This is a genomic window from Sorangium sp. So ce204, from assembly GCF_051526795.1.
GTDB lineage: Bacteria > Myxococcota_A > Polyangia > Polyangiales > Polyangiaceae > Sorangium > Sorangium cellulosum_B.
The window spans coordinates 5,168,663-5,194,198 of sequence record NZ_CP150317.1 but is presented as its reverse complement, the minus strand read 5'-3'; the positions used below and the strand labels follow the sequence as shown (position 1 = coordinate 5,194,198).

Below are 25,536 nucleotides of genomic sequence, written 5' to 3'. Positions count from 1 at the left end.
CCGTGCTGCCTTCCTTCAGCGCGGCGCTCGCCGCGATCGCCGCGAGCGCGCGCCGCGACCTCCCGCATATCACGGAACCGCCGGTCGACCGCGGCGTTTCGCGCGGCACGTCGCGCCGCGGCCGAGGCGGCCTGCGCGCTGTGCCCCGCGTTCATGCGCGCCTGATCACGGCGAGCCCTTGAGCTTGCCCTGGTCGCGGAGCTTCACGAGCTCCGCGTAGCCGCCTTCGAGGACCCCGCCGACGAACACCATGGGGAACGTCGGAAAGCCCGCCCAGAGCTTGATGGCGAGCCGCTCCTTCCACCTGGAGAGGTAACTCCCGTACTCCAGGTAGGTATATTTCACGCCCTCTCCGTCGAGCAGCTGGCGCGCCTTCTTCACGAAGGGATTCTGGGCCATCCCGACGACGACCACCCGGTCGCGGCTCACCGCCGCCGCGACCTCGTCGACGATGGACCGATGAAATCCGGCGATCTGCGACATCACCGTGTCCGAGATCTTCTCGGGAGCAAGCGTGGGACGTTCGGCCATGGAATGAGCACCTCCGGGCCGGGAGCGTACCGGCCCGGAGACGACACGGTCAACGGCCGGATTGGCCGGAGGCGGCTCGCGTACAGCGCACGTCCGCGCGCCCGAGAGAGAACCAGAGAGACAGGGAGCTCCCGCGGCGGGGCCGAACTCCCCAGCTCCTCCGCGCCTCGAATCGCGCCTCCGCGCGACGGTTCCGTCCGCTACGGGATGAGCAGCACCTTCCCCGTCGTCGCCCGCCCGGCGAGCGCGCGGTGCGCCTCCGCCGCCTCGGCGAGGGGGTATGTGGCGCCGATCGAGATCGTGAGCTCGCCGCGCGCGATCGCGCCGAGCACGTCGGCGGCGCGCTCGAGCAGCTCCTCGCGCGTCGCGGTGTAGTGCTGAAGGCTCGGCCGCGTGAGGTAGAGCGACCCCTTCTGGTTCAGGATCTGCGGGTCGAACGACGGCACCGGCCCGCTCGACTGGCCGAAGAGCACCATCGTGCCGCGCAGGCGGAGCGCGCCCAGGCCCTTCGCGAACGTGTCGCTCCCGACGCCGTCGTAGATGACGTGGACGCCGGCGCCGCCCGTGAGCCGGCGCGCCTCGGCCTCGAAATCGGCCTTCGTGTACAGGATCACCTCGTCGGCGCCGGCGTCTCGCGCGAGGCGCGCCTTCTCCTCGGTCGAGACGGTGCCGATCACGCGCGCGCCGAGCCGCTTCGCCATCTGGCACAGGAGCAGGCCGACCCCGCCCGCGGCCGCGTGGATGAGGCACGTGTGGCCGGGGCCGAGCGGGAACGTGGAGCGCACGAGGTACTGCGCCGTGATGCCCTGGAGCATCGCGGCCGCGGCGCGCCTCGCGCCGACGCCCGCGGGCACGGGGACGAGCTTCGCGGCCGGGATCCGGACGTGCGTCGCGTACGAGCCGGGGCCGCCGGTCCACGCGACCTCGTCCCCTTCCCTCACCTCGGTGACGGACGGCCCCACCGCCTCGACGCGCCCGGCGCCCTCGAGGCCGAGCGGGATGGGCGGTTCGATCTTGTACTGGCCGCTCCGCTGGTAGATGTCGATGAAGTTCACGCCGGCGGCCTCGACGCGGACCACGGCTTCCCCCGGGCCCGGCGCGGGCGTGGGGAGCTCCTCCAGCGTCATCACCTCGGGGCCGCCTGCGGCTTTCGGTCGGATCGCGAGCATGCCGCCCATGTTGTCGAGCCGCGCTGGGTCGTCAAGCGACCGGCGCGCTCATCGACGCGCATCGAAGCCGACGCGCATCGAACCCATTGCTGTCCCGCGCACGCCGTGGATGATGCCTCCATGGCTCTCCATCCTTCCGAGTCGCTCCCCGCGAGCAACGCCTCTCCCGCCTCGCCCTCGTCCGCGCCCCCGCCAGTGACCGCCGCCTCGGCCGGCGCGGGCCGAGCAAACGCGACGGTCGCGCCGTTCCCCGCGGACTTCCTGTGGGGCACGGCCACCGCGGCCTACCAGATCGAGGGCGCCGCCAGCGAGGATGGCCGGACGCCCTCCGTGTGGGACGTCTTCTCGAAGACCCCTGGGAAGGTCTTCGAAGGGCACACCGGAGACGTCGCCTGCGACCACTACCACCGTTACAAGGAGGATGTCGGGCTGCTCGCCGAGCTCGGGGTCAAGAGCTACCGCTTCAGCGTCTCGTGGACGCGGGTCCTCCCGGACGGCACGGGCAAGGTCAACCCGAAGGGGCTCGACTTCTACGATCGCCTCGTCGACGAGCTCCTCCGCGCCGGCATCGTGCCCATGTGCACGCTCTTCCACTGGGACTTCCCCCAAGCGCTCCAGGATCGCGGCGGGTTCCTCCAGCGCGACGTCGCCGACTGGTTCGCGGACTACACGACCGTCGTCGCCCGGCGGCTCGGCGATCGCGTGCCCTGGTGGGTGACGCAGAACGAGCCGCAGGCGTTCATCGGCAACGCGCTCCTCAACGGCGTCTTCGCCCCCGGGCTCAAGCTCCCCTACCGGGAATACCTGACCGCCGCCCACAACCAGATGCGGGCGCACGGCAAGCAGGTGGACGCCCTGCGCGCCGCGGCCACGGCGGCGAAGATCGGCTACGTGCTCGCCACGCAGGTGCAGCGCCCGGCGACCGAGGATCCGGCGGACATCGAGGCGGCGCGCGAGGCGATCTTCTCTGTCTATGACAAGAACCCCTGGAACAACGCCTGGTGGATCTGTCCGGTGCTCGAGGGGCGGTATCCGGAGAGCGGCCTCCGGCTCTTCGGCGACGACATGCCCGAGTTCCCCGCCAGCGACTTCGACCAGATCAAGCGGCCGATCGACTACCTCGGGCTCAACATGTACTCGGCGGGCACGTGGCGGCAGGGCAAGGACGGCAGGCCGGAGCGCGTCGTCTCCCCGCCGGGCTATCCGCGCGGGACGCTCGACTGGCTGCAGATCGTCCCCAGCACGCTCTACTGGGGATCGAGGTACTTCTGGGAGCGGTACAAGCTGCCCATCGGGATCACCGAGCACGGCCTGGCGACGCGGGACCAGGTCTTCCTCGACGGCAAGGTGCACGACCCGAAGCGCATCGACGTCATGCACCGGTACCTGCTCGGCCTGGCGCGGGCCGTCCAGGAGGGCGTCCCGGTCGTCGGGTACTGGGCCTGGTCGCTCCTCGACAACTTCGAGTGGGCCGAGGGCTACAAGGATCGCTTCGGCCTTGTCTACGTCGATTACGCGACGCAGCGACGGATCCCGAAGGACTCGTTCTCCTGGTACCGAGAGGTCATCGCGACCGGCGGGCGCTCGCTCCTCGGGCCGACCGCCGTCGCGTGGGACAACGTGACCGGCTGATCTTGGTCAGCGGGGTTTGCGGCCGATCGCGATGTTTGCCGTCACCGGGACACGCACGGCCCCGCCTGGTTCGGCGAAGGACGCGATGGCGGCGCGCAGCGGTCCGCGCAGCCGACCGCGCCCGTCGCCGTCCAGCGCGACATAGAGGGGCATGAAGCGCAGGATCTCGTCGAGATCCGCCATGACGTGATCCACCGAAGCTCCGCCCCACGCGTCGTCGACCGCGTGCACGGCGACCTCGCCGCACCCGGCCCCGAGCATCTCGGCCTTCAGGCCCTCCAGCGAGCACAGCACCGTCATGCCCTGGGGCGGCGGCTGGATCGGCGCCTCCGGGAAGGTGCGGCGATAGGCCTGCAGGAAGAGCGGCGACGGCCCTGCCCCCTCCGGGTTCGACCAGGCCGCCACGATGACACGGCCCCCGGGCCGGGTCGCGCGGACGAGCTCGGCCATGCCGCGGCGCCAGTCGGGAAACATCATGACGCCGAACACGGAGCAGCTCACGTCGAAGGTCGCGTCCTCGACCTCCAGCGCCTGCCCGTCCATCACCCGCGCCTCGCTCCCCGCGAAGGGCTGCAGTCGCTCGCGCAGGCGCGCCGCCATGCCGCGCGAGAGATCGGTCGCGAGCACGCGCGCGCCCGCCTCGGCCGCGGCCAAGGTCAGGGCGCCCGTCCCTGCGGCGACGTCGAGCACGCGCTCGCCGTGCCCGATCCCGCCCGCGAGCGACAGCGCCGCGCGCGCGAAGCCCGCCGTCAACGGCTCGGCCCAGCGCTCGTAGCTGGCTGCCAGGGCGGTCCAGCGCGCTTCGTCGCTGAAGTTGAGCGGCTCAACGCGGTTGGTCATCGGCCATTCCTCCTGTCATCGATCATGGGAGAGGAGCCTGTCACCACCCGACGAGCGCGTCACTGGCGGCGCTTTCGGTGGTTCTGGCCTCCTTTTCGATCGCCGCGCCTCTCCCGCGGCCAGGCCACGACGACGGCGGCGCGCTCCGCAGGATTGTCGCTGGCGCCCTTTCGTGCTCCCCTGGTGATCGCGGAGGAGCCCCGTGGCATCGGTCGCTCCCTCGCCGGCGCGACGCGCAGCTCGGGGTCCTCCCCCACGTTCCGCCGACCGCCGGCCCGTCAACGCAGTCGTGTGGAGGCTCCCATGTCGATCGCCGGTCCCCTCTTAGGAATCGTGATCACCCTCGTCGTGCTGGGCGTCATGGCCGTGGTGTTCGTCACCGTCTTTCTGCCCATGATGAAGAACGCGAACAAGATGCTCGCGGGCGCGAACGAGATGATCCAGGCCCAGACGGCGGCGGCCAACCTCCGCATGACGGGCCTGCCCGCGCAGGCCCGCGTGCTCGTCGTCCAGCCCACCGGCACGATGATCAACTACCAGCCGCAGTGCCGGGTCGACCTCGAGGTGTATCGCCCGAATGCGCCGCCCTACCGCGCGGCCATCCTCGCGGTCATCCATCAGATGGCGATCCCGCGCGTGCAGCCGGGCCTGGTCGTGCCGATCAAGATCGACGCCGCCAATCCCAACAACATCGCGCTCGACGTCTAGAGCGGCGGTCACCCGCTGCGGATACGGGCCCATCTCGACGTTTTCGGTGCTCAGCGCACTGGAGTGCGCTTCCGCGCCGAAAACGCCGATCTGGACCCGTCTCCTGTGCGGGTGACCGCCGCTCTGCGACGCTTGTACCTGGGGCGGGTGGAACCGCTCTGGAGCGGTCGGATGCCGGGCTCAGGCCTGCGAGAGGGCGCGGGGCGCGCCCGGATGCCTCACAGCGGGACGTCGACGGGCACGAAGCAGGAGATGTTGGTCTCGATGCGGAAGTTCGACCCGTCGGTGTGCCGCTCCGCGTGGAAGATGTCCATCGCGTAGCTGTTGCCCGGGTAGATGCCGAGATCCTGGGCCTGGGCATCGAAGTCGATGATCCCCGTCTCCGGCCCGTGCATGCTGCCGAGATCGAGCGCGAGCTTGCCGTTGATGAAGATCCAGATGTCGTCGTCGCCCCGGAAGGTGAACGTCTGACCGGCGACGTAGCCGAACTTCAGGTGGATCTCGGTGGTGAAGAGGAAGTTCTGTCGTTTGCCGTTGTTGGGCGGGGTGATCCCGAACCCCTCCTCCGGCGCCAGCGGGAAGAAATCCGCGCTGTCGAACTCGTACTGCCCCGATCCGGGCGACGACTCCGCGAGCGCGAGCTCCTTGGTGAACGTCATGTTCACGCCCGCCGTATCCCGGTACCACTGGTTGAAGCTTTCCTCGCTCGTGATGGTCTTCTGATTGCCGACCCCGTCCCTGCAGCCGAGCGGTGTCTCCATGTCCGCGAAGCAGCCCACGGAGTCGAGGAACTGCGGCTTCAGGTCGCCGTCGAGCGTCGGCTTGATGAGCTGGCGGCGGACGACGTCGCCCCTGAAGTTCGCCATCTCGAAGTCGGGGTGCGTCTCCTTGAAGTCGCGATACGTGACATCGAGGACGCTCTTGCACTCGCTGCCGCCTGCGCCGCCTGCGCCGGCGCTCGCGTTGCCCCCCGTGATGGTCCCGAAGTCGTCGCCGGTCGAGCTGCTAACGCCGCTCGTAGGCGTCCCGCTGCTGCTCGCGGGCGTCCCGCTGCTGCCGCCGGACCCGGAGGTCGGGCCGCTGCTCTCGTCGGGCGCCGAAGAGCACGCCAGGGCTACCGCTGCGAAGGTCAGAAGAAAGAAAGAGCGAGGGTACATTGTGCACTCCTAGGGAGCAGTAGCACAACCATATTTCGTGCCTTTTGTCAACCACGTCTCGTGTCTCATGGCCATCGCGTGGTGAAGCGTTGCGGCAGTGTGCCGGCAAGCTCGGGGAACATGCCTTGTTCGATGGACCAGGCGGCGGCCGCGCTCAGGACACCTGGAGCTCGATCCGCTGCCAGTCGGCCACGACCTCGATCTCGACGCCCCCGTCGATCGCGCGGTGCGACCTGGCCCCGACCACGGAGCGCGGCGCCGGCACGCCGTGGACGCGGATCGTCTCCACCTCGCGCGCGAGCGGCAGATCGCCCGCCGCGCTGCGCTCGAGCGCGAACGTGGCGCCGTCGAGGCCGCCCTCGACGCGGGTGACGCGCGACGCGCCGTGGCCGTCGCCCTCGTCCTCATAGAGGCGGCCGCTCACGCGCTCCGCCGCGTGGACGTGCCACGTGATCTCCTCCCAGCTCGCGCTCGTCGTGTGCATCCGAGGCGCGGTGAGCGCCACCGCGCCTCCGGCGCGCAGCCACACGGGGACCACCCCGAGCGGCGCATCGGCGATCACGTGCCGCCCGCCCTGCTCCACGCTCCCCGCGCGCTCCAGGTTCGCGAAGTCCATCCAGGCGCCGGCGGGCAGGTACACCAGCCGCTTCGACTGCCCTGGCCGCACCACCGGCGCCACGAGCAGATCGCCGCCGAACAGGAGCTGATCGAACGCGTGCAGCGCCTCGGGGTCGCCCGGCGCCGCGAAGGACAGCGGCCGCAGGACGGGTATCCCCGTCTCCGCCGCCTCGTGCATGAGCGTGTACAGGGCCGGCAGGAGCCGGTAGCGCCGCTCGAGCGCCGCGCGCGCAAGCCCGAGGTACGGCTCGCCGAAGCGCCAGGGCTCCTGCGCCGGCCTGCCCCTCGCCGCGTGGTTGCGCATCAGCGGATAGAAAAGCCCCGCCTGCATCCAGCGCACGAGCAGCTCGCCGTTCGCGCGCCCCGTGAAGCCCGGGATGTCCGCGCCCACGAACGGCACGCCCGAGAGGCCGAGGCCGATCAGCATCGGGATGGACGCCTCCAGGTGCGTGAAGTTGCTGGCAAAGTCGCCGGTCCACACAGCGGCGTAGCGCTGGATGCCGGCGAAGGCCGCGCGCGTCAGCACGAAGGGGCGTCGCTCCGGCGCGTGGCGCGCGAGGCCCTCGTGGGCGGCCCGCGACATGCCGAGTCCGTAGACGTTGTGGACCTCGAGGTGGCGCCGGGCGCCGTGGCGCGCGTCGTCGGGGAGCGTGCTGCCCTCGATGGCGCCGAGGCCCGCGGTGCGCCCGCCGCTCGGCGCCGGCAGGCCCCTGTCGGGGCGGACGGAGAAGCACGCCGGCTCGTTCATGTCGTTCCAGATGCCGGCGATGCCCGCGTCGACGAACGGCTTTTGCAGATCACCCCACCAGCGCTGCACCTCCTCGCGCGTGAGATCCGGGAAGACCGCCGGGTCGGGCCAGACCTCTCCCACGAGCGTGCCGCCGCGAGGCAGCCGGACGAGGTAGTCTCGCGCTCTCGCCTCGTCGTAGACGGCATACCCCTCGTCGGCCTTGATCCCCGGATCGACGATCGTCACCAGCCTGACGCCCTCGGCCGCGAGCTCGCGCGCGAGCCGCGCCGGGTCGGGGAAGCGCGAGCGGTCCCAGGTCCAGACCCGATAAGCATCCATGTAATCGATATCGAGGTGGACAACGTCGAGCGGGAGGCCGCGCGATCGGTAGCCGCGGACGACGCCGCGCACGTCGTCCTCGGTCTCGTAGCCCCAGCGCGACTGGTGCGCCCCGAGGCTCCAGAGGGGCGGCATGGCCGGGCGCCCGGTGAGCGCGGCGTAGCGCCGGAGGACGTCGGCCGGGTGCGGGCCGGCCAGGAGGTAGACGTCGAGCTCGGGGCCCCGCGACTCCCATTCGATGCGGTTCGGGTCGTTGAGCGCGATATCGACCTCCGAGCGCCACGGCTCGTCGAGGAAGAGGCCCCAGGCCACCCCGCCGCGGAGGGCGATGAAGAAAGGAATCGAGGCGTAGAGCGGGTCGGACTCCACGTGCGGCGGGAAAGCGTCGGTGTTCCAGAAGGTGAACCGCAGGCCGCGCTTGTCGAGCGGGCCGACCTTCTCGCCGAACCCGAGGTAGGCCTCGTCCGGCGGCGCCGCGAGCGAGAGCCGGGAGCGGAGCTCGTCCACGGGGAACGCCGGCCGGACCTGCCCCGAGAAGGCCTCGCTGCGCGCGAGGGGGCGGCCTTCTGCGTCGCTGAAGATCCATGTGCCCGCGGCGAGCGAGATCTCGAGAGAGGCGCCCTCGGCGCTCACGTGGAGCGTGTCCCCCTCGCGGCGCGCCGAGAGCGGCAGCGCGCCGTCTGCCACCACGGCGAAGGAGTGTTTGGGGGGCAGATCGGGGTGCGTGAAGCTGGTCACCGCGGACGAGGGGACGTGGCGCACGCGCAGCGCGCCGGGGCCTGGACAGCGGATCTCGACCGCGGCGCGGGCGCCCCAGAGGAGCACGTGCGTCGCGCCGATCGAGGCGTCGGTGAGCAGGCCGTGCGCGCCCGTCATGGCCCCCCGAGCCGCCCCGGCGGCGGCAGCTCCAGCACGGGCGGCGGCTCTCCGGCCGGCCCCTCCTTCTGCTTCTGCCAGTCCGGGTCGATCCAGAGCCATTTGATGAGCTGCGTGTTCCGCGCGTTGGGGATGAACCCCCTCACCCACGGCTTCACCAGGGTGGGCTTCTCCTCGAAGTAGAGCGGTATCCTGCTCATCCCGTCGAGCGCCCGCCGCTCGGCCGCGCGGAAGCGCCGGATGCTGTCCCTGGGATCGGCCGTCGCGGCGGCCTCGCCGACCGCCTTGTCGAACTCCGCGTCTGCCCAGCCGGTCCGGTTCTGGGGGCTCTGCGACAGGAACGTCCCGAGCCACGTCTGCGGATGGTTGTAGTCGGCCAGCCAGCCCAGCCGGATCACCTGGAAGTTGCCGTCGCGGAGATCCTTGAGCATCACCCGCCACTCCTCGCTCCGCAGCGTCGCGGAGACCCCGAGGTGGCGCTTCCACATGTCCTGGATGGCCACGGCGACCTGCGCGTGCCCCTCGCCCGTGTTGTAGAGGATCTCGAGCGGCGGAAACCCCTTCGCCCGCAGCTCGTCTCCCTCGCGGGCGACCTCGTACCCGGCCTCGGCGAGCAGCGCGCGGGCGCGCGCCGGGTCGTGGCCGACCTCGGGGCTCGAGAACGGATCCACGCCGCGCGCCCTGTCCTCCGCCGCCTGCTCGGCGTAGCCGGATCCGGTGATGTCGGGCACGTAGTGGGTCGCCGGCTTCCCGACCCGCGTGATCTTCTCGACGAGCTCCCGCTTGTCGATCGCGAGGTTCAGCGCCCACCGGACGCGCGGATCGTCGACCGGCGGCTTCCTCGTGTTGAGCTCGTAATACACCGTGGAGAGGAACTCGCTGCGCCGGAGATCCTTCTTCCCGGACAGCCAGCTGCGGTGGTCATACGGGAGCTCGCAGTTGTCTCCCAGGTAGTCGATGTCCCCCGCCTTGTAGAGCTGCAGGGTGGCGTTGTACTGGGCGATCTCCATCCAGACGATCCGGTGGATCCTGAGCGCGTCATGGCCCCAGTACGCCGGGTTCCGGTTCATCGTGATCTCGTACCGGAACTTCCACTCGTCGAGCCGATACGGCCCGTTGACCACCATGTTCTCGGGGCGAAACCAGAGATCCGGCTCGCCGCGCGCCTCGAACGGCTCGACGACGTCGCGGCGCACCGGGAACAGGGTGACGAAGCTCGTGAGATCGGTGAAGTACGGCGTCGGCTGCTCGAGCTCGACGTCGAGGGTCAGGTCGTCGCGGGCCCGCACGCCCACGGCGGTGTCGTCCTCCGCGAGCGACGACGTGGCGACGAACCCGGCCGCCCCTCCGGCGCCGGAAGGCAGGGAAGGCAGCGCGGCGCGAGCGCCCGTGGCCGCGGCGGGGTCGTACGTCGGGAGGCTCGCGTGGGGCGCGACAAGCGCGTACGCGGCGGCCTCCACGGGCGCGAGCAGGCAGCCCGGGAGGAAGCCGCGGCCGGCTGGCCCCTCGATCTCGAACCAGCGGTCGGCCGCGCCATTGCAGGCGACCGGCGGCCCGGCCGCGAGGAGCGCGACCTCGGCGCCCCGCCACCCGCCGCCCGGGGTGGCGTCGCGCGGCGCGGGCGGCGGGGTCGCGCCGGCCGCGTCGAACGAGAGCCGCTCGCCGGCGCCTGTCGCCTCGTCGGGCTCGGCGTACGTCACCGAGGTCACCCCGGTGGGCGGCGCCGGCAGGGGCGCCACCGCCGACGTCACCCGGGCGGGCGACTGGCCGAGCACGACGACGAACGCCCCCTCGGGCAGATCGAGCGCGGGCGGCGCGTCGGGACGAGGCGCGCGGCGCAGCGTCGCGCCCTCGCGCAGCGCCTTGAGCTTGCCCAGGTTGAAGAGCTCGCCGTTCTTGAGGACGTGCAGGTTCGTCGCGGCGAGCGAGGCCGTCGACGGGCGCAGCACGCGCTTCCACGCGTACTCGAAGTCGTGCGCCGTGACCGGCTTGCCGTCCGACCAGCGCGCCTCCGGCCGCAGGTGGAACCGGAAGAACCGGTTGTCGTCGCTCCGCTCCCAGCGCGCCGCGACCCCCTGCGCCGCGTGGAGATCGCCGGGCGCGTAGCTGGTCAGCCCCTCGAACAGCTGGTGGAGCAGCGTGATGCTCACGGAGTCCACGGCCTTGCCTGGATCGAGGTACTCCGGCTCGTCGCCGTTGTTGACGTAGAACGTCGTGACGTCCTTGCCGACGCGCGACGTCGTCCCGACGTAGCCCTCGGTCTCGCCCGCGCAGGCCGCGAGCGGGCACGAGAGGGCCGCGAGCAGGAGCGCCCTACCGCGCCTCGGATCCGCGGCCCTAATCGGCGAACCCCTTCGGGTTCTGCTCTTGCCAGCGCCAGCTGTCGCGGCACATGGTCTCGAGATCGCGCTCCGCGCGCCAGCCGAGCAGCTCGATCGCGCGCGCGGGATCCGCGTACACCGAGGCGACGTCCCCGGGGCGGCGCGGCACGATCTCGTGGGCGACGCGCCTCCCGCTGACCTTCTCGAACGCGGCCACCATCTCCAGCACCGAGTGTCCCCGCCCGGTGCCGAGGTTCACGGTGAAGCTGTCGCCGACGGTGAAGATGCGGTTCAGCGCGGCGAGGTGCCCGAGCGCGAGGTCGACCACGTGAATGTAGTCGCGCACGCCGGTGCCGTCCGGCGTCGGCCAGTCGCCCCCGAACACCCGGAGCTTGTCGCGCCGCCCCACGAGGACCTGCGTGATGAACGGCGTCAGGTTGTTCGGGATCCCGTTCGGATCCTCCCCGATGAGCCCGCTCTCGTGGGCGCCCACGGGGTTGAAGTAGCGCAGCGACCCGAGCGACCAGCCCCCGGTGGCCGCCACGTCGCGCAGGATCTGCTCCACCATGAACTTGGACTGCCCGTAGGGGTTGGTCGGCCCGAGCCGGCTCCCCTCGTCGAGCGGCACGCGCTCGGGATCGCCGTACACGGTGGCGGACGAGCTGAACACGAGCTTCCGCGCGCCCCGCGCGTCGAGCGCCTTGAGCAGGCACACGGTCCCCGCGACGTTGTTCTCGTAGTACGAGAGCGGCTTCTCGACCGACTCGCCGACGGCCTTCAGCCCCGCGAAGTGGATGGTCGCGTCGATCGGGTGCTCGGCGAGCAGCCGATCCAGGAGCGCCGCGTCGCGGATGTCGCCCTGGATGAACGTCACCTGCTTCCCGGCGATCCGCTCCACCCGCTCCACCGCCGCCTTGCGGCTGTTGCAGAGGTTGTCGAGGATCACCACCCGGTAGCCCGCGTGGAGGAGCTCCACGCAGGTGTGCGAGCCGATGTAGCCCGCGCCTCCGGTGACCAGGATCGTCTTGCTCATGTCGTTCTCCCGAGAGGGTCTATGCCGCGCTCTCGTCGATGAGGCCACGCCGCAGGCCGGCGCGTCAACGGGGACCTCACGGCGCGGCCGGACGGCCCAGCGGTGCCGTCAGGGCGCGTCAGGGCGCGTCGAGCCGCCCCGGCGCCGGGAACTCGAGCTCCGGAAACGCGGTCTCGTTCGACGGGTTGTTGCGCCAGCTCGGGTCGTTCCACAGCCACTTGACGAGCTGCACGCCGCGCGAGTTGCCCTTGAACCCCTTGACCCACGGCTTCACCAGCGTCGACTTCGTGTAGAAGTAGAGCGGCAGCTTGGGCATGCGGTCGAGGGCCCGCTTCTCCGCCTTGCGGAACGCCCGGATGCTCTCCTTCGGATCGGCCGTCGCCGCGGCGGCGCGCATCAGATCGTCGAACTCCTGGTCGGCCCATCCCGTCCGGTTCTGCGGGCTGTACGAGAGCAGCGTGCCGAGCCACGTCGCCGGGTGGTTGTACTCGCCGATCCAGCCGAACCGCACGACCTGGTAGTGCCCGTCGCGCACGTTCTTGAGCATCACCTTCCACTCCTCGTTCCGCAGCGTGACCGAGACGCCGAGGTGGCGCTTCCACATGTCCTGGACCGCGACCGCGATCTGCTTGTGGCCCTCGCTCGTGTTGTAGAGGAGCTCGAGCGCCGGGAAGTTCTTCGCCCGGTACCCGTCGCCCTCCTGGACGACCTCGTACCCTGCCTCGGCGAGCATCGCGCGGGCGCGCTCCGGGTTGAACAAGACCTCCGGCGACGAGAACGGATCGACCCCGAGCTTCCTGTCCTCGGCGACCGCCTCGTCGTAGCCCGATCCGGTGTAGTCCGGGACGTAGTGCGTGGCCGGCATCTGCCCCGCCCGCGTGACCTTCTCGACGAGCTGCCGCTTGTCGACCGCGAGGTTGAGCGCCCAGCGGACGCGGGCGTCGTCGACCGGCGGCTTCTTCGTGTTGAACTCGAACCAGTAGATGGAGAGGTACGGGTACCGCTGGAAATCCCGCTTGGTCGACAGCCAGTCCATGTGCTCGGCGGGGAGCGAGGTGTTGTCGCCCAGGTAGTCGAGATCCCCCGCCTTGTAGATGTTCATCGTGGCGTTGTAGAGCTCGACCTCCAGCCACACGACGCGGTGGATCTTCAGCTTGTCGCGGTTCCAGTACATCGGATTCCGCTTCATCGTGATCTCGTAACGGAACTTCCACTCATCGAGCGTGTAAGGGCCGTTGACAACGATGTTCTCGGGGCGGAACCAGAGCTCGGGCTCGCCGCGCTTCTCGAACGCCTCGATCACGTCCTTGCGCACGGGGAAGAGCGTCACGTAGCTCGTGAGATCGGTGAAGTACGGCGTGGGCTGTTCCAGCTGCACGTCGAGCGTATGGTCGTCGCTCGCCCGGACGCCGACGGCGCCGTCGTCCTCCACGAGGAGCGCGTCGGGCACGAAGCCCACGGGGGGCTCGCCCTGCGCGGCGCCGCCGGAGGGGGGCGCCGCGGCGTCGTACGTGGGGAGGCTCGTGTGCGGCGTGACGACGGCGTACGGCTCCGACCGGGGCGCGGCGCCCGCGCTCTCCTTGCCCGGGTTGCCGGCGTTGCCCGCGGGGGGGACGAGCGCGCAGCCCGGGAGGAAGCCGCGCGCGCCGCCCCGCTCGATCTCGAACCACCGGTCGGCGGCGCCGTTGCATGTGCACGGCGGGCCCACGCGGACGATGTCGACGACGGCGCCCTGCCAGCCGCCGCCGGGCGCCGAGCCGAGCGGCGCCGCGCCGCTCCCTGCCGCGCCGCTCCCTGCCGCGCCGCCTCCTGCCGCGCCGCCTCCTGCCGCGCCGCCTCCTGCCGCGCCGAACGAGAGCCGATCGCTCGCGCCGCCCTTCGCGTCGCCCTTCGCGAACGTCACGGCGGCGGAGCCCTCCGGCAGCGCAGCGAGGGGCGCGATCGCGGTGTCCACCTGGATCGGCGAGCGCGCCAGCACCACGACGAACGCCCCCTTGGGCAGATCGAGCGCGGATGGCGCGTCGGGCCGGGGGGCCGCGCGGAGCGGCGCGGCCTCGCGCAGCGCCTTGAGCTTGCCGAGGCTGAAAAGCTCGCCGTTCTTGAGGACGTAGAGGTTCGTCGCGGCGAGCGAGGCCGTGGAGGGGCGCAGCACCCGCTTCCACGCGTACTCGAAGTCGTGCGCCGTGACCGGCTTGCCGTCGGACCAGCGCGCCTCCGGCCGCAGGTGGAACCGGAAGAGCCGGTTGTCGTCGCTCTGCTCCCAGTGGGTCGCGACCCCCTGCACCGGGCGGAGGTCGCCGGCGCCGTAGGTCGTCAGCCCCTCGAACATCTGCTGCACGAGCGTGGAGCTCGCCGAGTCGTTGGATTTTCCTGGATCCAGGTACTCCGGCTCGCTGCCATTATTGATGTAGATCGTCTCCGTGTCCTTGCCGACGCGCGCGGTCGTCCCGGCATACCCGCCTTCGCCCTCGCTGCACGCCGAGAGCGCGAGGATCGCGAGCCCGAGCGCCGCGGAGGCGCCGCGCGCCCCGCAACCGGCGCTCCCGCCGCCCCCCGCGCCGCCGGCACCTCGTCGCTCCGAAGCCCGTCGCATATCGCGCGCGTAGCACGGCGCTCCGGGGGCAGGAAGACCATGGCTGCTTGGCGCGAGCGCGCGTGCGGGCACGGGCACAAAACGCCGATCCTCCCCCGGTGAAGCGGAGCAAGGGCGCCATAGCAGTCGGCGATGGATCGGCGGTGGCGCGCAGCCGTTCGCCCGCGAGAGCCGCCTAGCGGCCCGGTGCCGTGGTTGCGGCCACACCATCGCTCGGGTAGAGGGCACGCGTGATCAGCGCAGTCCATGTCGAGCGGCTTCGCGGCATCCGTACGGGACGGCTCTCCGGGCTCACGCCGCTCACCGTGCTCGTCGGACCGAGCGGCGCCGGCAAGAGCACGATACTTGACGCGCTCCTCATCGCCGCAGGCGGCGCCCCGGGCGAGGCCATAGGGCGCGTGGTGCGCCGCCGGGCCGAGCTGCCTCAAGGCGGGCCCTGGCTCTTCGAGCGGCGCCAGCCCGACGCGCGGATCGTGCTCGAGAGTGACGACGCTGGCCCCCGGACGTGCGAGCTGAGCTGGTCATCGACCCCCTCCGAAGATCTCGTGCGAAGGCTGCCCGAGCACGAACGGGAGCGGCATCCCATCGAGATCGGCTGTGACGTGACGTCTTCGCTCGGCGACTTTCGCTCGCGCACCGTGATCTCCGTCGGCAACGAGTACCGCTTCGATCTGGGCAGGGCCGATGCCCACTCCGATGTGCGCCAGTTCCGCGACGCGCGCGTCGTACGGCTGGTGGAGCCCGCGGCCGGCGCGAACCACGCAGCGCTCCACCGCGTGTTCTCCGACGCAGCGGAGCAGGGGAGGCTCGACGTTGTCATCGAGATCGTGCGAGAAGCGCTCGACGGCGTCGTCGATCTCCGCGTGCTGACGGTCGAGGACGCGCCCGTGGACCAGCCGATTCTTCATCTCGACTACGCCACGCACAGCGTCCCCGTCGCCGGCGCAGGCTCTGGCATCTACGCGTTGGTGCGCCTCGCCCTCGAGCTCGCTGCGCTGCCCGGCGGGCTCGTGCTCGTCGAGGAGCCGGAAATCCATCAGCACCCGGCGGGGATCCATCGAACGGCAAAGGTCTTGCACGCAGCGACGCGCCGGGACATTCAGGTCGTCGTCTCCACGCACAGCCTCGAGCTCATCGACTCGCTCGTCGCCACGGCGACCCAGGAAGATCTGGATCGTCTCTGTGTCGTGCGCGTCGTGCTCGATCGAGGCATGCTGCGCAGCTCGCGCTTCCCGGGACCGATGATCGCCACGGCGCGGCGAGAGCTCGACGAGGACCTGCGATGAGCCTCCCCGCGGAGTCCGTGCTTATCTGCGAGGGATACCACGATCGTGCCTTCCTGCGCGGTTGGCTCACATGGCTCGGGTGTGAAGGACTGCTCAACAAGCCCTATCGGGGCGGGAAGCCCTTGCGGGGAGCTGGCCAGTATGGCTTCAAGACACCGAGCGGAGGGTGGCTGAGGATCCTTCCCGTGGACGGCGATACGAAGGTCACCCTGGCGGCCGAGGAGCTGATCATCCAGAGCGCGACGACTCCTATCGAGCGCATCGTGCTCGTCTACGATGCCGACGATCCGCATCCGGCCCCGGGAGGAGGTGCACGGCAGAGCGACTTCGATGCGTGGGCGATCAAGCAGAAGGCGAGCCGGGTGCCCGACACGGAGGAGTTCGAGCTGACGGGAGGCATGATCGCGACCCGTCTCTCGATCGTCGTATGGGGCGCGCCCGATGCCGCCTCCGCGCTCCTGCCGCCGCAGCAGACGCTCGAGCGGCTCGTCTGCGCTGCGATCGCCGAGGCGTACCCGACGCGCGGCAAAGCGGTCTCTGCCTGGCTTGCGTCGCGACCCGAGCCCCCGTTCCAAGAGAAGCTCGGCAAGACCCACGCTGCGTCGCACATGGTGGGGTGGTTCTCTGACCGCGGCTACGAAGGTCTCTTCGATGCCGTGTGGGAGGATGCGGCGGTTCGCGAAGCGCTGCTCGCACGCCTCGGTGCGACCGGCTCTGCCCGCGTCGTCAACGAGCTGGTCGGCGCCCCGGGATGAGCGCTCGAGCGATCGGCCCGCGTCGACGCGATCAGCGCAGCGGCCGGGGGTCTCTTCCGGCGCCTGCTCTCCCGCTCTGCTCCGCGCTGCTCCTCGCGCTGCTCGCCGCCGGCTGCGGCGGCGCGGCCTCCCCGGGCACCACGCCCCCGCAGACCGCCCAGTGCGATCCTGCGCACCTCGACGTGTGCGAGCGCGCCCTCGTCGCGGCGCTCGCCGACGGCCGGCCCCCACGCGAGCTCGCCCTCGGCTACGTCGCTGCCCGCGCCTCCCGCGACGCCGACGACCCCTGGGCGCTCGTGCTCCGCGACCTCGACCGGCACGGCGGGACCGGGCCGCGGGCCGCGGTCATCGTCGAGGCAGGCGCGGACGCCGCGGCGCGAGCGCCTGCGGCCGCGGCGGAGGCGAAGTGGATCCGCGCCGCGCCGCTGCCGCCCCCCGGGGTCCTGGCCGCCGACGCGCTGCTCCTCGCGATCGGCGAGGCCCTCGGGTACGAGCACCTCGTCCACGCGCGCGCCCGCCACGGCGCCGTCCAGCTCTTTCCGGCCGATCCGCTCGCGCCGTTCATGGCCGGCCTCGCGCCGATCGCGCGCGGCGACGCGTCGCTCTCGCGGGTCGCGGACGACATCGCGCTCGCCGCGCTCGTCCGCCGCGCCTTCGGCGCCGCCGGCCGCTTCCGCTACGTCGAGGCCGCGGCAGCGGCCGACGCCCTCGCGGCCGCGGTGAAGGGGCGCGACCCGAACGACGAGCCGGTCCTGCGCGGTCGCTACGCCCTGCAGCTGCTCGCGACCGCCGGGGTCGCGCTCGAGGAGGCCGAGGACGACGCTCCCCTCGCGCCCTCGGCCGCCCGGCTGGACCCGCCGCCCGCGCCGGGCGACACGCCTTACGGCGACCTCCTCCGCGTGCGCACGGCCCGGGACGGCCGCGCCGCGTGGCGCGCCCGCGGCGCGGCCGTGCTGCGGGCCGTCCCGGAAGACCGGCGCGGCGCGCTCGACGACCTGCTCGGCAAGGCCCCCGGCTGCGGCCGCGACGTAGCGCCCCCCATGGAAGGCCCGCGCGACCTCGTGTTCGCCGCGGCGCTCGCCGGCGCCCTCGCCCCGGGCGACCCTTCCGCTGCGCCCGCGAGCGCCGCGGCGGCGCCGGGACGGCGCCTCCCGCTCGACGCGTGGCTGCCGCGCTACGAGGCGCTCGTCCGCGCCGTCGAGCAAACGAGCACCGCGTGGGCCCACGCGCCCGCCCTGCTCCACGAGCGCAGCCCCACGCCCGCCGCGAGCCAGGCAGGCAGCGCGGGCAGCGCCGTCCACCGCCGCGCCACCGAGCTCGGCCTCGCGCACCTCGCCGCGCTGCGCGCCCTCGCGGAGGCCGAGCCGCGCCGCTACCGCGCGCTCGCGCTGATCCCCCTCGCCTACAGCCCCGGGGTGCTCGCCGACGAGCCCCTCCGCGACGCCATCGTCGACCTCACGCAGATCGCCGTGCAGCGCCGCATGGCCGAGGCGCACGACCCGGAGGCCGTCCTCGGCGCGGCGCTCGCCGGCGTCTTCGCGGGCATGGCGTACCCGCCCGAGGTGCAGCCCCCGCACTTCCTCGCCCTGCAGGGCGCGCTCACCGCCAAGCTCCGCGGCGAGCTCACCGAGCAGGCCGGCTGGGGCGTCGCCGGCCTCTACGCCGCCGACGCGCTGTACCGGCTCGCCTCCGGCCAGGCGCCGGATCTCGCGTTCTCGTCCGCGCAGATCGAGCGCGCGCTCGCGCCCGCCCCGGCGCTGCCCCACCCCGGCCTCGCGGCGCTCGCCGCGAGCCTCTCCCGCTACGCCGCGCTCGGCGCCGCCGGCGCGCTGGATCCGCAGGCGGCCGGCGCAGCCAGGCTCCCCCCGGAGCGCCGGCAGGCGCGCGACGCGCTCCGGCGCGCCGTCGCGGGGCTCGCGGCGCGCGATGCCGAGGCCGGCGCCGCGGCCGACGCCGCGGAGGCGCCCCCGCCCGAGCTCGTCGAGGACGTCACCGCGCTGGCCGACGGCGTCCTCGCCGTCCTCCTCACCGAGCGTTCGCGCAAGCCGCCGCCGGCCGGGGCCGCCTGCGCCGCCGGGCGCGGGCCGAGCCCCGAGGCCCGCCGCGCCCTCGCGCGGCTCGGCGACGTCCGCCGGCGGATCCTGCTCGCGCCGCGGTACAGGCAGGGCGACGGCCCGTGGGCGCGCCGGGCGCGGCTCCTCGTGACGCTCCTCTCCGACGCCATCGATCTCCTCTCGGCGCCCCCGCGCGCCGCCGGCGCGACGGCGCGGGTCGCTCCGCCGCGCTTCACCCTCCCGGCCGCGGACGCCGAGGCCGCCGTCGCCGCGGGCCTCTCCGGCTGGGTCGACCAGGACCTCGCCGACGCGCTCAACGGCGGCTACGCGCTCGCCCGCGCGCTCCTCGAGTCGTCCACCGCGGAGCGCTTCGCCGAGCGGAGCGGCGCCCCGCTCGGCCGGGTGCTCCGCGGGCTCTCCGCAGCGTTCCGCGACGATCCGGCGCGGCGCGGCGGCGCCGGACGAGGCCCCGCCGGCGGCGCGCTGCTCGACGCGCTCGCGTCGCTCCCCGCCGCGCGCGACGGCGGCGGCGATCTCCGGGGCCTGTTCGTCGGCTACGCCCGCGCGTTCTCCGCCCTCGGGCTGCGCGACCAGGCCGACCTCGCGCTGCTCACCTCGCTCCTCGGCGCCGCCGTGCTGGGCGGGCCGCCGTCGCCGGACGCCATCGCGCTCGCGAACGAAAGCGGCAGCCGGGTCGCCTGGGCGCTCTCGTACCTCGGCGAGATCGCGAAGGCCCGGCGCGGCGTCGCCCCGGATCCGTCGGCGTACGCTGCCGCCATGAGCAAGGCGTCGGACGACGCCTGCCAGGCGGCAGACGCCGGCGACGTGCTCGCCCTCGTCGGCGCCGTGCGCGACTTCGCCGGCGGCCGGCGCGCCGAGGCGCGCGACGCCCTCGACCGCGTCCTCGCCGCCGCCGACGCCCGCGGCCTGCGCGTGCCGCGCATGACCTACCGCTACGAGGAGAAGACAGCGACCCGCGTCTTCTCGCTCAGCTTCGACGTCTCGTACGGCGCCGGGCTCCTCGAAGGGGCGAACGGCTTCCAGCTCGGCCTCGGCCTCCGCACCCGCGGCGAGCCCGAGGGCTCCCTCACCGCGGCGCTCGCGCCCGAGGGCTCGCCCCGGAGCGACGAGGACGCGGCGCGCGCCTACGTCAGCGCCGCGGCGCTCGCGGCCGCCTACCACTTCCTCGACGGCGACGCCGAGCGCGGCACCGCCGCGGCGCGCCGGGCGATCGCCGCGCTCTCGTTCGGCCTCCGGCTCGGGCGGCGGGCGCTGCGCCCGGACCAGCCGCTCGCCTGGGGCCGGGACGCCCGCGCGCTGCTCGCGATCGACGCCCAGCTCGCGGCCGAGGCCGGTCACCCCTTCCTCGCCGGCGACCTCTGGACGCTCGTCCGCGGCCTCCTGCCGCCGGACGCGGACGACGCCGCGGTCGCGGCGCTCCTCGATCCGCTCCCGGCCGGCCTCGCCGCGGTCCCGGAGCTCGACCCGCTCGTCGCGAGGACCGCGCGCTCGCTCTCCGTCGTCGCCAGGCCGCTCGCGTGCACCGAGGCCAGGGTCGAGCTCGGCGGCTACGAGGCGCCCGCCTGCGACGCCTACCCGCTCGCGCTCTCGCTGCGCATCGCCGACGTCCTCGGCAAGCTGCCGCACCTCCAGCGACGGGCGCGCGCGGGCAGCGCGGCCGCGTGCCCTGCCCTGCGCAGCCTCGACGGCTTCCTCACGGCGGCGGAGCGGGGGACGTACGACCCCGACGCGTTCACGGCCGCCGTGGAGGCGCTGCGCCAGAGCGGCCGGCTCTACGACGCCGGCGTGATGCTGGCGCGGCAGCGCCGCGAGGGGCACTGCGGCCCCGTCGTGCTCGCCGCCGCGCGCGCGCTCGGCCGCGCTCCCTCGCTCGGCCCAGCCCTGCGCGCGGATCTGCTCAGCGTCGCGGTTCGCTGCGCGGCCGCGGCGCTCGACGCGAGCGTCGTCGACGACCTGATGGCGCTCGACGGCGAGACGCGCGTCCTCCCCGACCTCGGCCGCAACCTGAAGGTCGTGCTCTTCGCGACGGAGCTCGCCGTGCGCGAGCAGCGCTGGGACGTCCTCTCGCGGCTCTCGAAGCAGCCCGACTTCGTCGGCCGCTTCCGGGGCGAGGACGCCGGCGCGGCGGCGACCGCGCGCCTCATCGAGGCCGCGGCGGCCGTGCTCTCTGGCGAGCCTGCGCCGCGCGACGCCCCCGGAGACGGCGCGCGCGACGCGGCGTGCGCCGGGCCTCTCGCCGGCGATCGCGCCGCGCTGTGCGCCGAGATCCAGCGCCTGCGCCCGGGCGCGCTGCCCGAGCCGCAGCGCCGGCAGGCCGCGCGCGAGGCGCTCGCGCGCCTGCTCGCGGCCGCGCGCGGGCAGGCTCGCTAGCCTGCCCGCTCGCGCGGCGCCGCGCGCCTACTTCACGCTGGCGGGCTTCGTCTCGGCCGGCTTCGTGTCCGCGGGCTTCGCCGCGGCCGGCTTCGTGTCCGCCGCGGGCGCGGCGGGCGCGGCCGCGGGGGCAGGCGCGGCGGCGGCGGGCTGCGCTGCAGCCGGCGGCGCCGCGGCGGGCGCCGGTGCGGCAGGCGCGGCGGCGGGCTTCGCGTCCGCGGGCTTGGCGGCGGCCTTCGGGTCCACCGGCTTCGCGTCGGAGGCCTTCACGGCGCCCTTCGGCGCTGTCGCGGGCACGCCGGCCGGCTTGAGGCCCTTTTTGGCGACCGCGGCGCAGGCGAGCTCGACGCCGGTGTCCTTGCCGTCGAGCCGCATGATCTTGATCTCGACGCGGCGGTTCTTCTCCTTCGCCTCCTCGGTCTCACCCGGATCGGTCGCGCAGTGCGCCCCGTAGCCGGCGGCCCGCACGCGGTTCTTCTCGACCCCGAGCGCGGTGAGCGCCTTCACCACCCCCTCGGCGCGCTTCTTCGTGAGCGTCACGGTGGCGGCGTCGTTGCCGACCTTCTCGGAGTAGGCCGCGACCTCGACGAACTGGATCTGCGGATGGTCCTTGAGGATCTGCGCGATGTTCGCGAGGAGCCCCTGCGAGGCGGGCTCGAACTCGGGCTTGCCGGCGACGAAGGCGATCTTCTGGTTGAGCTTCACCTCGTTGCCCTCCAAGACGACCGGCGGGACGTCGGGACAACCGTCGTCGTCCTGGTAGCCGTTCTTGACCTCGGCCTCGGCCGGGCACTTGTCGGCGTCGGCCACGAGGCCGTCTCCGTCCGGGTCGGTCGACTTGCAGCCGTCCTTGGCGTCGGGCGGCAGGCCGTCCTCTTTCTCGGCCACGCACTTGTCGGTGCCATCGTCGAGCACCCCGTCCGCGTCCGCGTCAGGGGGCGGCGCGGGCGGCGCGGGCGGCGGCGGCGCGGGCGGCGGTGCCGGCGCCTTCGCGGTCTGCTGCTGGGGCTCGACCGCGCAGCCGGCGCTCGCCGCGAGCAGCGATACTGCGAATGCCATTCCAAGCCATCTCGTCGTTCGCATCTCCTGGGCTCCTCTCCTTGGCGTCGTTGATCGCGCCGAGCGCCAGCGTGTTTAGACGACTACGCCGGAAACTGCGAGATGGATTCGTACGGCGGCGCGCGCCGCTCGCCCTCGGCAGCGCGTCGGCCCCCCGCTCCGGAGGCGACGGCGAACCGTCGAGTTCGCCTCGATCTCGGCGCGTCGTTTGCCCCTTGGCGCGAGCAGCTAGAGTTTTCCCGACGGGAAATCCACCTCGTCGACCTTCGATTTCGGCGCTGCTTTCCTCGACTTGAGCATCTGCTCCTTGAGCATCTGTTCCTTGAGCATCTGCTCCGCGCGCACCGACGAGGTGGGCTTCTGTGCGGGCGGCGGCGCCACCTTCGGGCGGGGCTTCGGCGCGGGCCGAGAGTTGCTCTCGTCCTTCGTGTCGAGTTTCTCGTTGACCTTCTTGTCGAGCTTCTCGTCGACGGGCCCCGGCGCCTGGGTCTTCTCCGTCGGCGCGCGGAGCGCCTCGAGCGCGCGCTCGCGCGCCGCGGCGACCTCCGGCGCGTCGCGGCCCGCCGGGTCGAGCCGATCCGCCTCGTCGAGCTGGTCCAGGCACCGGCGGAAGGCCGCCTCGTCGCAGGCGCGCAGCGCCTCGGCCCGCAGCGACCGCGCGCGCTCCAGCGCGTCGAGCGGCGAGGGCGGCGCGATGGGCGGCGAAGGCCCGTCGGGCGGCGCGCTCGGCTGCGGCTCGGGCAGGGGCGCGATCAACGGCGCCTCGCTCGTCGACCGCAGGAGCCGGGCGACGACGATCGCGAGGATGGCCAGCGCCGCGACCGCGGCGAGCTCGGCCATCCATCGCTCCCGCATCCATCGCCGCATCCGCGACACGCGCTGCCGCACCCGGGCGGCGGGCACCTGCTCCTCGGCGGCGATGCTCTCGAGCTTCTCGCCTTCCCCTTCCCGGGCCATCCACGACAGCGTCTGCCGGGCGTCGTGGCTCGCGGAGGCCTGCTCTTCCGCCCAGCGCGCCAGCTCGCGCGCCTCGACGGGCGGCGGTCCGACCGGCAGGTCGGGCAGCTCCGTCGCGGCCTCCCGCGCCGAGCGCCGGTGGTGGTCGGCCACCTTGTGGCGCGCGATCCCGAGGAGCCAGCGCCGGAGCTCCGTCGGGTCGGCCGGGCGCCCCGGCGACGCGAGCGCGTCGCAGAGGACGGTCTGCACCACGTCGTCGACCTCGCGGCCCGGGACGCGCCGCCGCACGAAATCCTCGAGGGCACGGCGGAGCCCCGGCTCTGCCAGGGGGTTCGTCGCGGGGGTGCGGTCCTCGGTGGTCATCGACGTGCTCATCGACCGTGCATCGCGCCGCGGCCGCGGAGTGTGACGCGCCCGATCGAGAATACTGCAGGCCCCGTCCGGGCGTCACACTCTCCAGCCCGGCGCCGACGGTCGGGCATGCTCCTCAGGCCCCCTCTTCTCGTCGCCGCGGCGTTGCTCGCCGCTTCCCTCACCCACACGCTCCCCTCCCTGACCGCCGCCCGGGGCGTCGCCCCGCCGGTCACCGAGATCCGGATCGACAAGAGCGAGCACACGCTCGAACTCGTCGCGGGCGGCAAGATCGTCCGGTCCTACCGGGTCGCCCTCGGGCCGGGCGGGCCGGGGCCGAAGCGCTACGAGGGCGACAGGCGCACCCCCGTCGGCACGTACCGCGTCGCGGGCCGCATCAACGGCCTGTTCCATCGGTTCCTGATGGTCAGCTACCCGAACGAGGAAGATCGCGCGCGCTTCGCCGAGCTCAAGCGGCGCGGCGAGGTCCCGCCGGGCCGCGGCGTCGGGCACAGCATCGGCATCCACGGCGTCGGAAGCGCGCAGCTCGCTGGCGTGCACAAGGAGAGCGACTGGACGCTCGGCTGCATCGCCCTCGACGACGACGAGATTGACGAGATCGCGCGGCGGACGCCGGACGGCGCCAAGATCGTGATCACCGACTGAACGGGCGGTGCTAGGGTAGCCGGTCAGATCGACGGGCTGTCCGTCGAGGATGAGAGCGCGACGGCGAGGCCGGCGCCGCCCTCGCGCCTGCCCTGGAGATCGTGCATGTCTCGCCGTTACTGGCTGATGAAGAGCGAGCCACAGAAATATTCGTTCGCGCAGCTCGTGCGCGACGGCCAGACGATGTGGGACGGCGTCCGGAACTTCGAGGCCCGCAACAACATGCGGGCCATGAAGCAGGGGGATCTCGTGCTCTTCTATCACTCGAGCGAGGGCAAGGCGGTCGCGGGCGTTGCGCGCGTCAAGCGCGAGGCGTACCCGGATCCGACGGCCGACGCCGACGAGGACTGGAGCGTGGTGGACATCGAGCCGGTCGCGCCGCTCAAGGCGCAGGTGAGCCTCGACACGATCCGCGGCGACGAGTCGCTGGCCGAGATCTCGCTCTTGAAGCGGTCGCGGCTCAGCGTGGTGCCCGTCTCGAAGGAGCACTTCGATCGGGTGCTGAAGCTGGGCAAGACCAAGATCGCTTGACGCGGGGACCCGGGGAAACGACTAATCCCGTCGTGAACCTCCGCCCTGGAGCCCGACCCCTCGCCGTCTTCTTCCTCGGCAGCTTCCTCGCCAGCGCCGCGTGCGGCGGCCCGCCCACGCCGTCCCCGATCGAGGGGGAGCCGATCTGCCCCGATTTCGAGATCGGCGCGACGCGCGCGCAGATGCGCGGGAGCCTTCGCTTCCCTGTCACGCTGACGGTGCGCGAGGGCAAGGAGCCGATCACCCGGACGACGCTCACCGGGCGCCGGTCCAAGGACGATCCGCCGAGCCGCATCCTGCTCTCCGACGAGGACGCCGAGTACGAGATCGAGTGGGCCCAGTGCGAGAACCAGCGCGCGCCGCGGACGCGCGTGGTGGCGCGCGAGTCGAAGGACGCCGCGGAGTACGAGTGCGGCAACGCGACCGTGTACAAGACCGACAAGCTCGTCACCCGGAAGGGCGACGCCGCGTCGCGCACGGTCCACTTCGCGGCGCCCCCGAAGTCGGAGTGCTGGGAGAGCGAGCTCCCGCCAGCGCCCCCGCCGCCCGCGCCCCCCGCGGCGCCCGACCAGCCGCCGCCGGACGCGGGCGCCGAGGCCGACGCGGGCGCCGCGCCGGTGGACGCGGGCGCTGCGCCGGTGGACGCGGGCGCCACGCCGGTGGACGCCGGCGCGCCCCGCGATGGGGGCGCCAGCGGCGTTGCGAAGCCTCGCGGCACGGGGGCCGCGGACGCCGGCACGACCCCGCCAGGCCCCTAGCACCCCGATCAGCTTGGAAACCAGAGAGATGAGACGCCAAAAGACGCCAAAAGACGCAGAGAGGCGCCAAAAGACGCCAAGAAAACAATAAATTTGGCGTCTTTTGGCGCTTCTTGGCGTCTTTTGGCGTCTCAACTTCTCGCTGTTTGCGTGCGGCTTCAACCCGTTCGTCGCTCTAGGG

At 72.9% G+C, this 25,536-nt stretch carries 18 protein-coding genes; 8 read left to right on the top strand and 10 right to left on the bottom strand.

The annotated features are described in order from the left end of the window. Positions 1-165: 165 nt before the first annotated feature. Complete coding sequence (locus tag WMF22_RS19245; RefSeq protein WP_437300516.1) at positions 166-531, bottom strand: glutaredoxin domain-containing protein; 366 nt, start codon at positions 529-531, stop codon at positions 166-168. A 200-nt stretch (positions 532-731) separates the two neighbouring features. Next, the gene (locus WMF22_RS19240) at positions 732-1,700 is read right to left on the bottom strand and encodes a quinone oxidoreductase family protein (protein WP_437300515.1); all 969 of its coding nucleotides are present in this window, start codon (positions 1,698-1,700) and stop codon (positions 732-734) included. Between the two features lie 120 nt (positions 1,701-1,820). On the opposite strand from WMF22_RS19240, the gene WMF22_RS19235 reads away from it, so the two are divergent. Beyond that, positions 1,821-3,332, top strand: a complete 1,512-nt coding sequence (locus WMF22_RS19235) for a GH1 family beta-glucosidase (protein ID WP_438036649.1) — start codon at positions 1,821-1,823, stop codon at positions 3,330-3,332. A 6-nt stretch (positions 3,333-3,338) separates the two neighbouring features. Here the strand turns inward: WMF22_RS19235 and WMF22_RS19230 are convergent, their stop codons facing one another. Continuing rightward, positions 3,339-4,172 (bottom strand): class I SAM-dependent methyltransferase, encoded by an 834-nt coding sequence (locus WMF22_RS19230; protein ID WP_438036648.1) that lies wholly within the window; start codon positions 4,170-4,172, stop codon positions 3,339-3,341. A gap of 303 nt (positions 4,173-4,475) precedes the next feature. Between WMF22_RS19230 and WMF22_RS19225 the strand changes: the two genes are divergently transcribed. After that, positions 4,476-4,880, top strand: coding sequence for a hypothetical protein (locus WMF22_RS19225; RefSeq protein ID WP_437300512.1), 405 nt, complete (start codon positions 4,476-4,478; stop codon positions 4,878-4,880). Positions 4,881-5,098: 218 nt separating this feature from the next. Here the strand turns inward: WMF22_RS19225 and WMF22_RS19220 are convergent, their stop codons facing one another. The 5 genes from WMF22_RS19220 to WMF22_RS19200 all read right to left on the bottom strand — a co-directional run bounded on the left by WMF22_RS19220 (position 5,099) and on the right by WMF22_RS19200 (position 14,547). Next, entirely contained in the window at positions 5,099-6,037 is a 939-nt protein-coding gene (locus tag WMF22_RS19220) for a fibro-slime domain-containing protein (protein WP_438036647.1), read from the bottom strand. Between the two features lie 154 nt (positions 6,038-6,191). Then, a complete protein-coding gene (locus WMF22_RS19215) occupies positions 6,192-8,600 on the bottom strand; it encodes a glycoside hydrolase family 31 protein (protein WP_438036646.1) in 2,409 nt (802 codons plus the stop codon). Continuing rightward, positions 8,597-10,759 (bottom strand): peptide ABC transporter substrate-binding protein, encoded by a 2,163-nt coding sequence (locus WMF22_RS19210; protein WP_438036645.1) that lies wholly within the window; start codon positions 10,757-10,759, stop codon positions 8,597-8,599. The genes WMF22_RS19215 and WMF22_RS19210 overlap by 4 nt, the downstream gene beginning before the upstream one ends. Positions 10,760-10,937: 178 nt before the next feature. After that, entirely contained in the window at positions 10,938-11,954 is a 1,017-nt protein-coding gene (gene galE, locus WMF22_RS19205; protein ID WP_012236077.1) for a UDP-glucose 4-epimerase GalE, read from the bottom strand. Positions 11,955-12,072: 118 nt separating this feature from the next. Then, positions 12,073-14,547: an ABC transporter substrate-binding protein gene (locus WMF22_RS19200; RefSeq protein ID WP_438036644.1), complete on the bottom strand. Its 2,475-nt coding sequence runs from the start codon at positions 14,545-14,547 to the stop codon at positions 12,073-12,075. A 230-nt stretch (positions 14,548-14,777) separates the two neighbouring features. On the opposite strand from WMF22_RS19200, the gene WMF22_RS19195 reads away from it, so the two are divergent. The 3 genes from WMF22_RS19195 (at position 14,778) to WMF22_RS19185 (ending at position 21,033) form a co-directional block, all read left to right on the top strand. Further along, complete coding sequence (locus tag WMF22_RS19195) at positions 14,778-15,833, top strand: ATP-binding protein (protein ID WP_437300507.1); 1,056 nt, start codon at positions 14,778-14,780, stop codon at positions 15,831-15,833. Between the two features lie 185 nt (positions 15,834-16,018). Next, a complete protein-coding gene (locus WMF22_RS19190; RefSeq protein ID WP_438036643.1) occupies positions 16,019-16,588 on the top strand; it encodes a hypothetical protein in 570 nt (189 codons plus the stop codon). After that, positions 16,585-21,033 carry a hypothetical protein gene (locus WMF22_RS19185; RefSeq protein WP_438036642.1) on the top strand — a complete coding sequence of 1,483 codons (4,449 nt, stop codon included), beginning with the start codon at positions 16,585-16,587 and terminating at the stop codon, positions 21,031-21,033. The genes WMF22_RS19190 and WMF22_RS19185 overlap by 4 nt, the downstream gene beginning before the upstream one ends. Positions 21,034-21,060: 27 nt before the next feature. Here the strand turns inward: WMF22_RS19185 and WMF22_RS19180 are convergent, their stop codons facing one another. Continuing rightward, on the bottom strand, positions 21,061-22,092 hold the full coding sequence (locus tag WMF22_RS19180) for an OmpA family protein (RefSeq protein ID WP_438036641.1): 1,032 nt from the start codon (positions 22,090-22,092) through the stop codon (positions 21,061-21,063). A gap of 228 nt (positions 22,093-22,320) precedes the next feature. After that, positions 22,321-23,412 (bottom strand): RNA polymerase sigma factor, encoded by a 1,092-nt coding sequence (locus tag WMF22_RS19175; protein WP_437300503.1) that lies wholly within the window; start codon positions 23,410-23,412, stop codon positions 22,321-22,323. 117 nt (positions 23,413-23,529) lie between these two features. Here WMF22_RS19175 and WMF22_RS19170 point away from each other — a divergent pair, with 117 nt between their 5' ends. The 3 genes from WMF22_RS19170 to WMF22_RS19160 all read left to right on the top strand — a co-directional run bounded on the left by WMF22_RS19170 (position 23,530) and on the right by WMF22_RS19160 (position 25,355). Then, entirely contained in the window at positions 23,530-24,066 is a 537-nt protein-coding gene (locus tag WMF22_RS19170) for a L,D-transpeptidase family protein (RefSeq protein WP_438036640.1), read from the top strand. A 105-nt stretch (positions 24,067-24,171) separates the two neighbouring features. Then, entirely contained in the window at positions 24,172-24,597 is a 426-nt protein-coding gene (locus WMF22_RS19165) for an EVE domain-containing protein (protein WP_197539384.1), read from the top strand. A gap of 32 nt (positions 24,598-24,629) precedes the next feature. Then, a complete protein-coding gene (locus WMF22_RS19160) occupies positions 24,630-25,355 on the top strand; it encodes a hypothetical protein (RefSeq protein WP_438036639.1) in 726 nt (241 codons plus the stop codon). The last annotated feature ends 181 nt before the right edge of the window (positions 25,356-25,536 follow it).

What these genes read in the sequence shown, in the direction of transcription:
- WMF22_RS19175 (WP_437300503.1), bottom strand. Translation starts at nt 23,412, where the DNA reads ATGACCACCGAGGACCGCACCCCCGCGACGAACCCCCTGGCAGAGCCG.
- WMF22_RS19220 (WP_438036647.1), bottom strand. Translation starts at nt 6,037, where the DNA reads ATGTACCCTCGCTCTTTCTTTCTTCTGACCTTCGCAGCGGTAGCCCTG.
- galE (WP_012236077.1), bottom strand. Translation starts at nt 11,954, where the DNA reads ATGAGCAAGACGATCCTGGTCACCGGAGGCGCGGGCTACATCGGCTCG.
- WMF22_RS19235 (WP_438036649.1), top strand. Translation starts at nt 1,821, where the DNA reads ATGGCTCTCCATCCTTCCGAGTCGCTCCCCGCGAGCAACGCCTCTCCC.
- WMF22_RS19185 (WP_438036642.1), top strand. Translation starts at nt 16,585, where the DNA reads ATGAGCGCTCGAGCGATCGGCCCGCGTCGACGCGATCAGCGCAGCGGC.
- WMF22_RS19230 (WP_438036648.1), bottom strand. Translation starts at nt 4,172, where the DNA reads ATGACCAACCGCGTTGAGCCGCTCAACTTCAGCGACGAAGCGCGCTGG.
- WMF22_RS19180 (WP_438036641.1), bottom strand. Translation starts at nt 22,092, where the DNA reads ATGGCATTCGCAGTATCGCTGCTCGCGGCGAGCGCCGGCTGCGCGGTC.
- WMF22_RS19200 (WP_438036644.1), bottom strand. Translation starts at nt 14,547, where the DNA reads ATGCGACGGGCTTCGGAGCGACGAGGTGCCGGCGGCGCGGGGGGCGGC.
- WMF22_RS19165 (WP_197539384.1), top strand. Translation starts at nt 24,172, where the DNA reads ATGTCTCGCCGTTACTGGCTGATGAAGAGCGAGCCACAGAAATATTCG.
- WMF22_RS19240 (WP_437300515.1), bottom strand. Translation starts at nt 1,700, where the DNA reads ATGCTCGCGATCCGACCGAAAGCCGCAGGCGGCCCCGAGGTGATGACG.
- WMF22_RS19225 (WP_437300512.1), top strand. Translation starts at nt 4,476, where the DNA reads ATGTCGATCGCCGGTCCCCTCTTAGGAATCGTGATCACCCTCGTCGTG.
- WMF22_RS19215 (WP_438036646.1), bottom strand. Translation starts at nt 8,600, where the DNA reads ATGACGGGCGCGCACGGCCTGCTCACCGACGCCTCGATCGGCGCGACG.
- WMF22_RS19170 (WP_438036640.1), top strand. Translation starts at nt 23,530, where the DNA reads ATGCTCCTCAGGCCCCCTCTTCTCGTCGCCGCGGCGTTGCTCGCCGCT.
- WMF22_RS19245 (WP_437300516.1), bottom strand. Translation starts at nt 531, where the DNA reads ATGGCCGAACGTCCCACGCTTGCTCCCGAGAAGATCTCGGACACGGTG.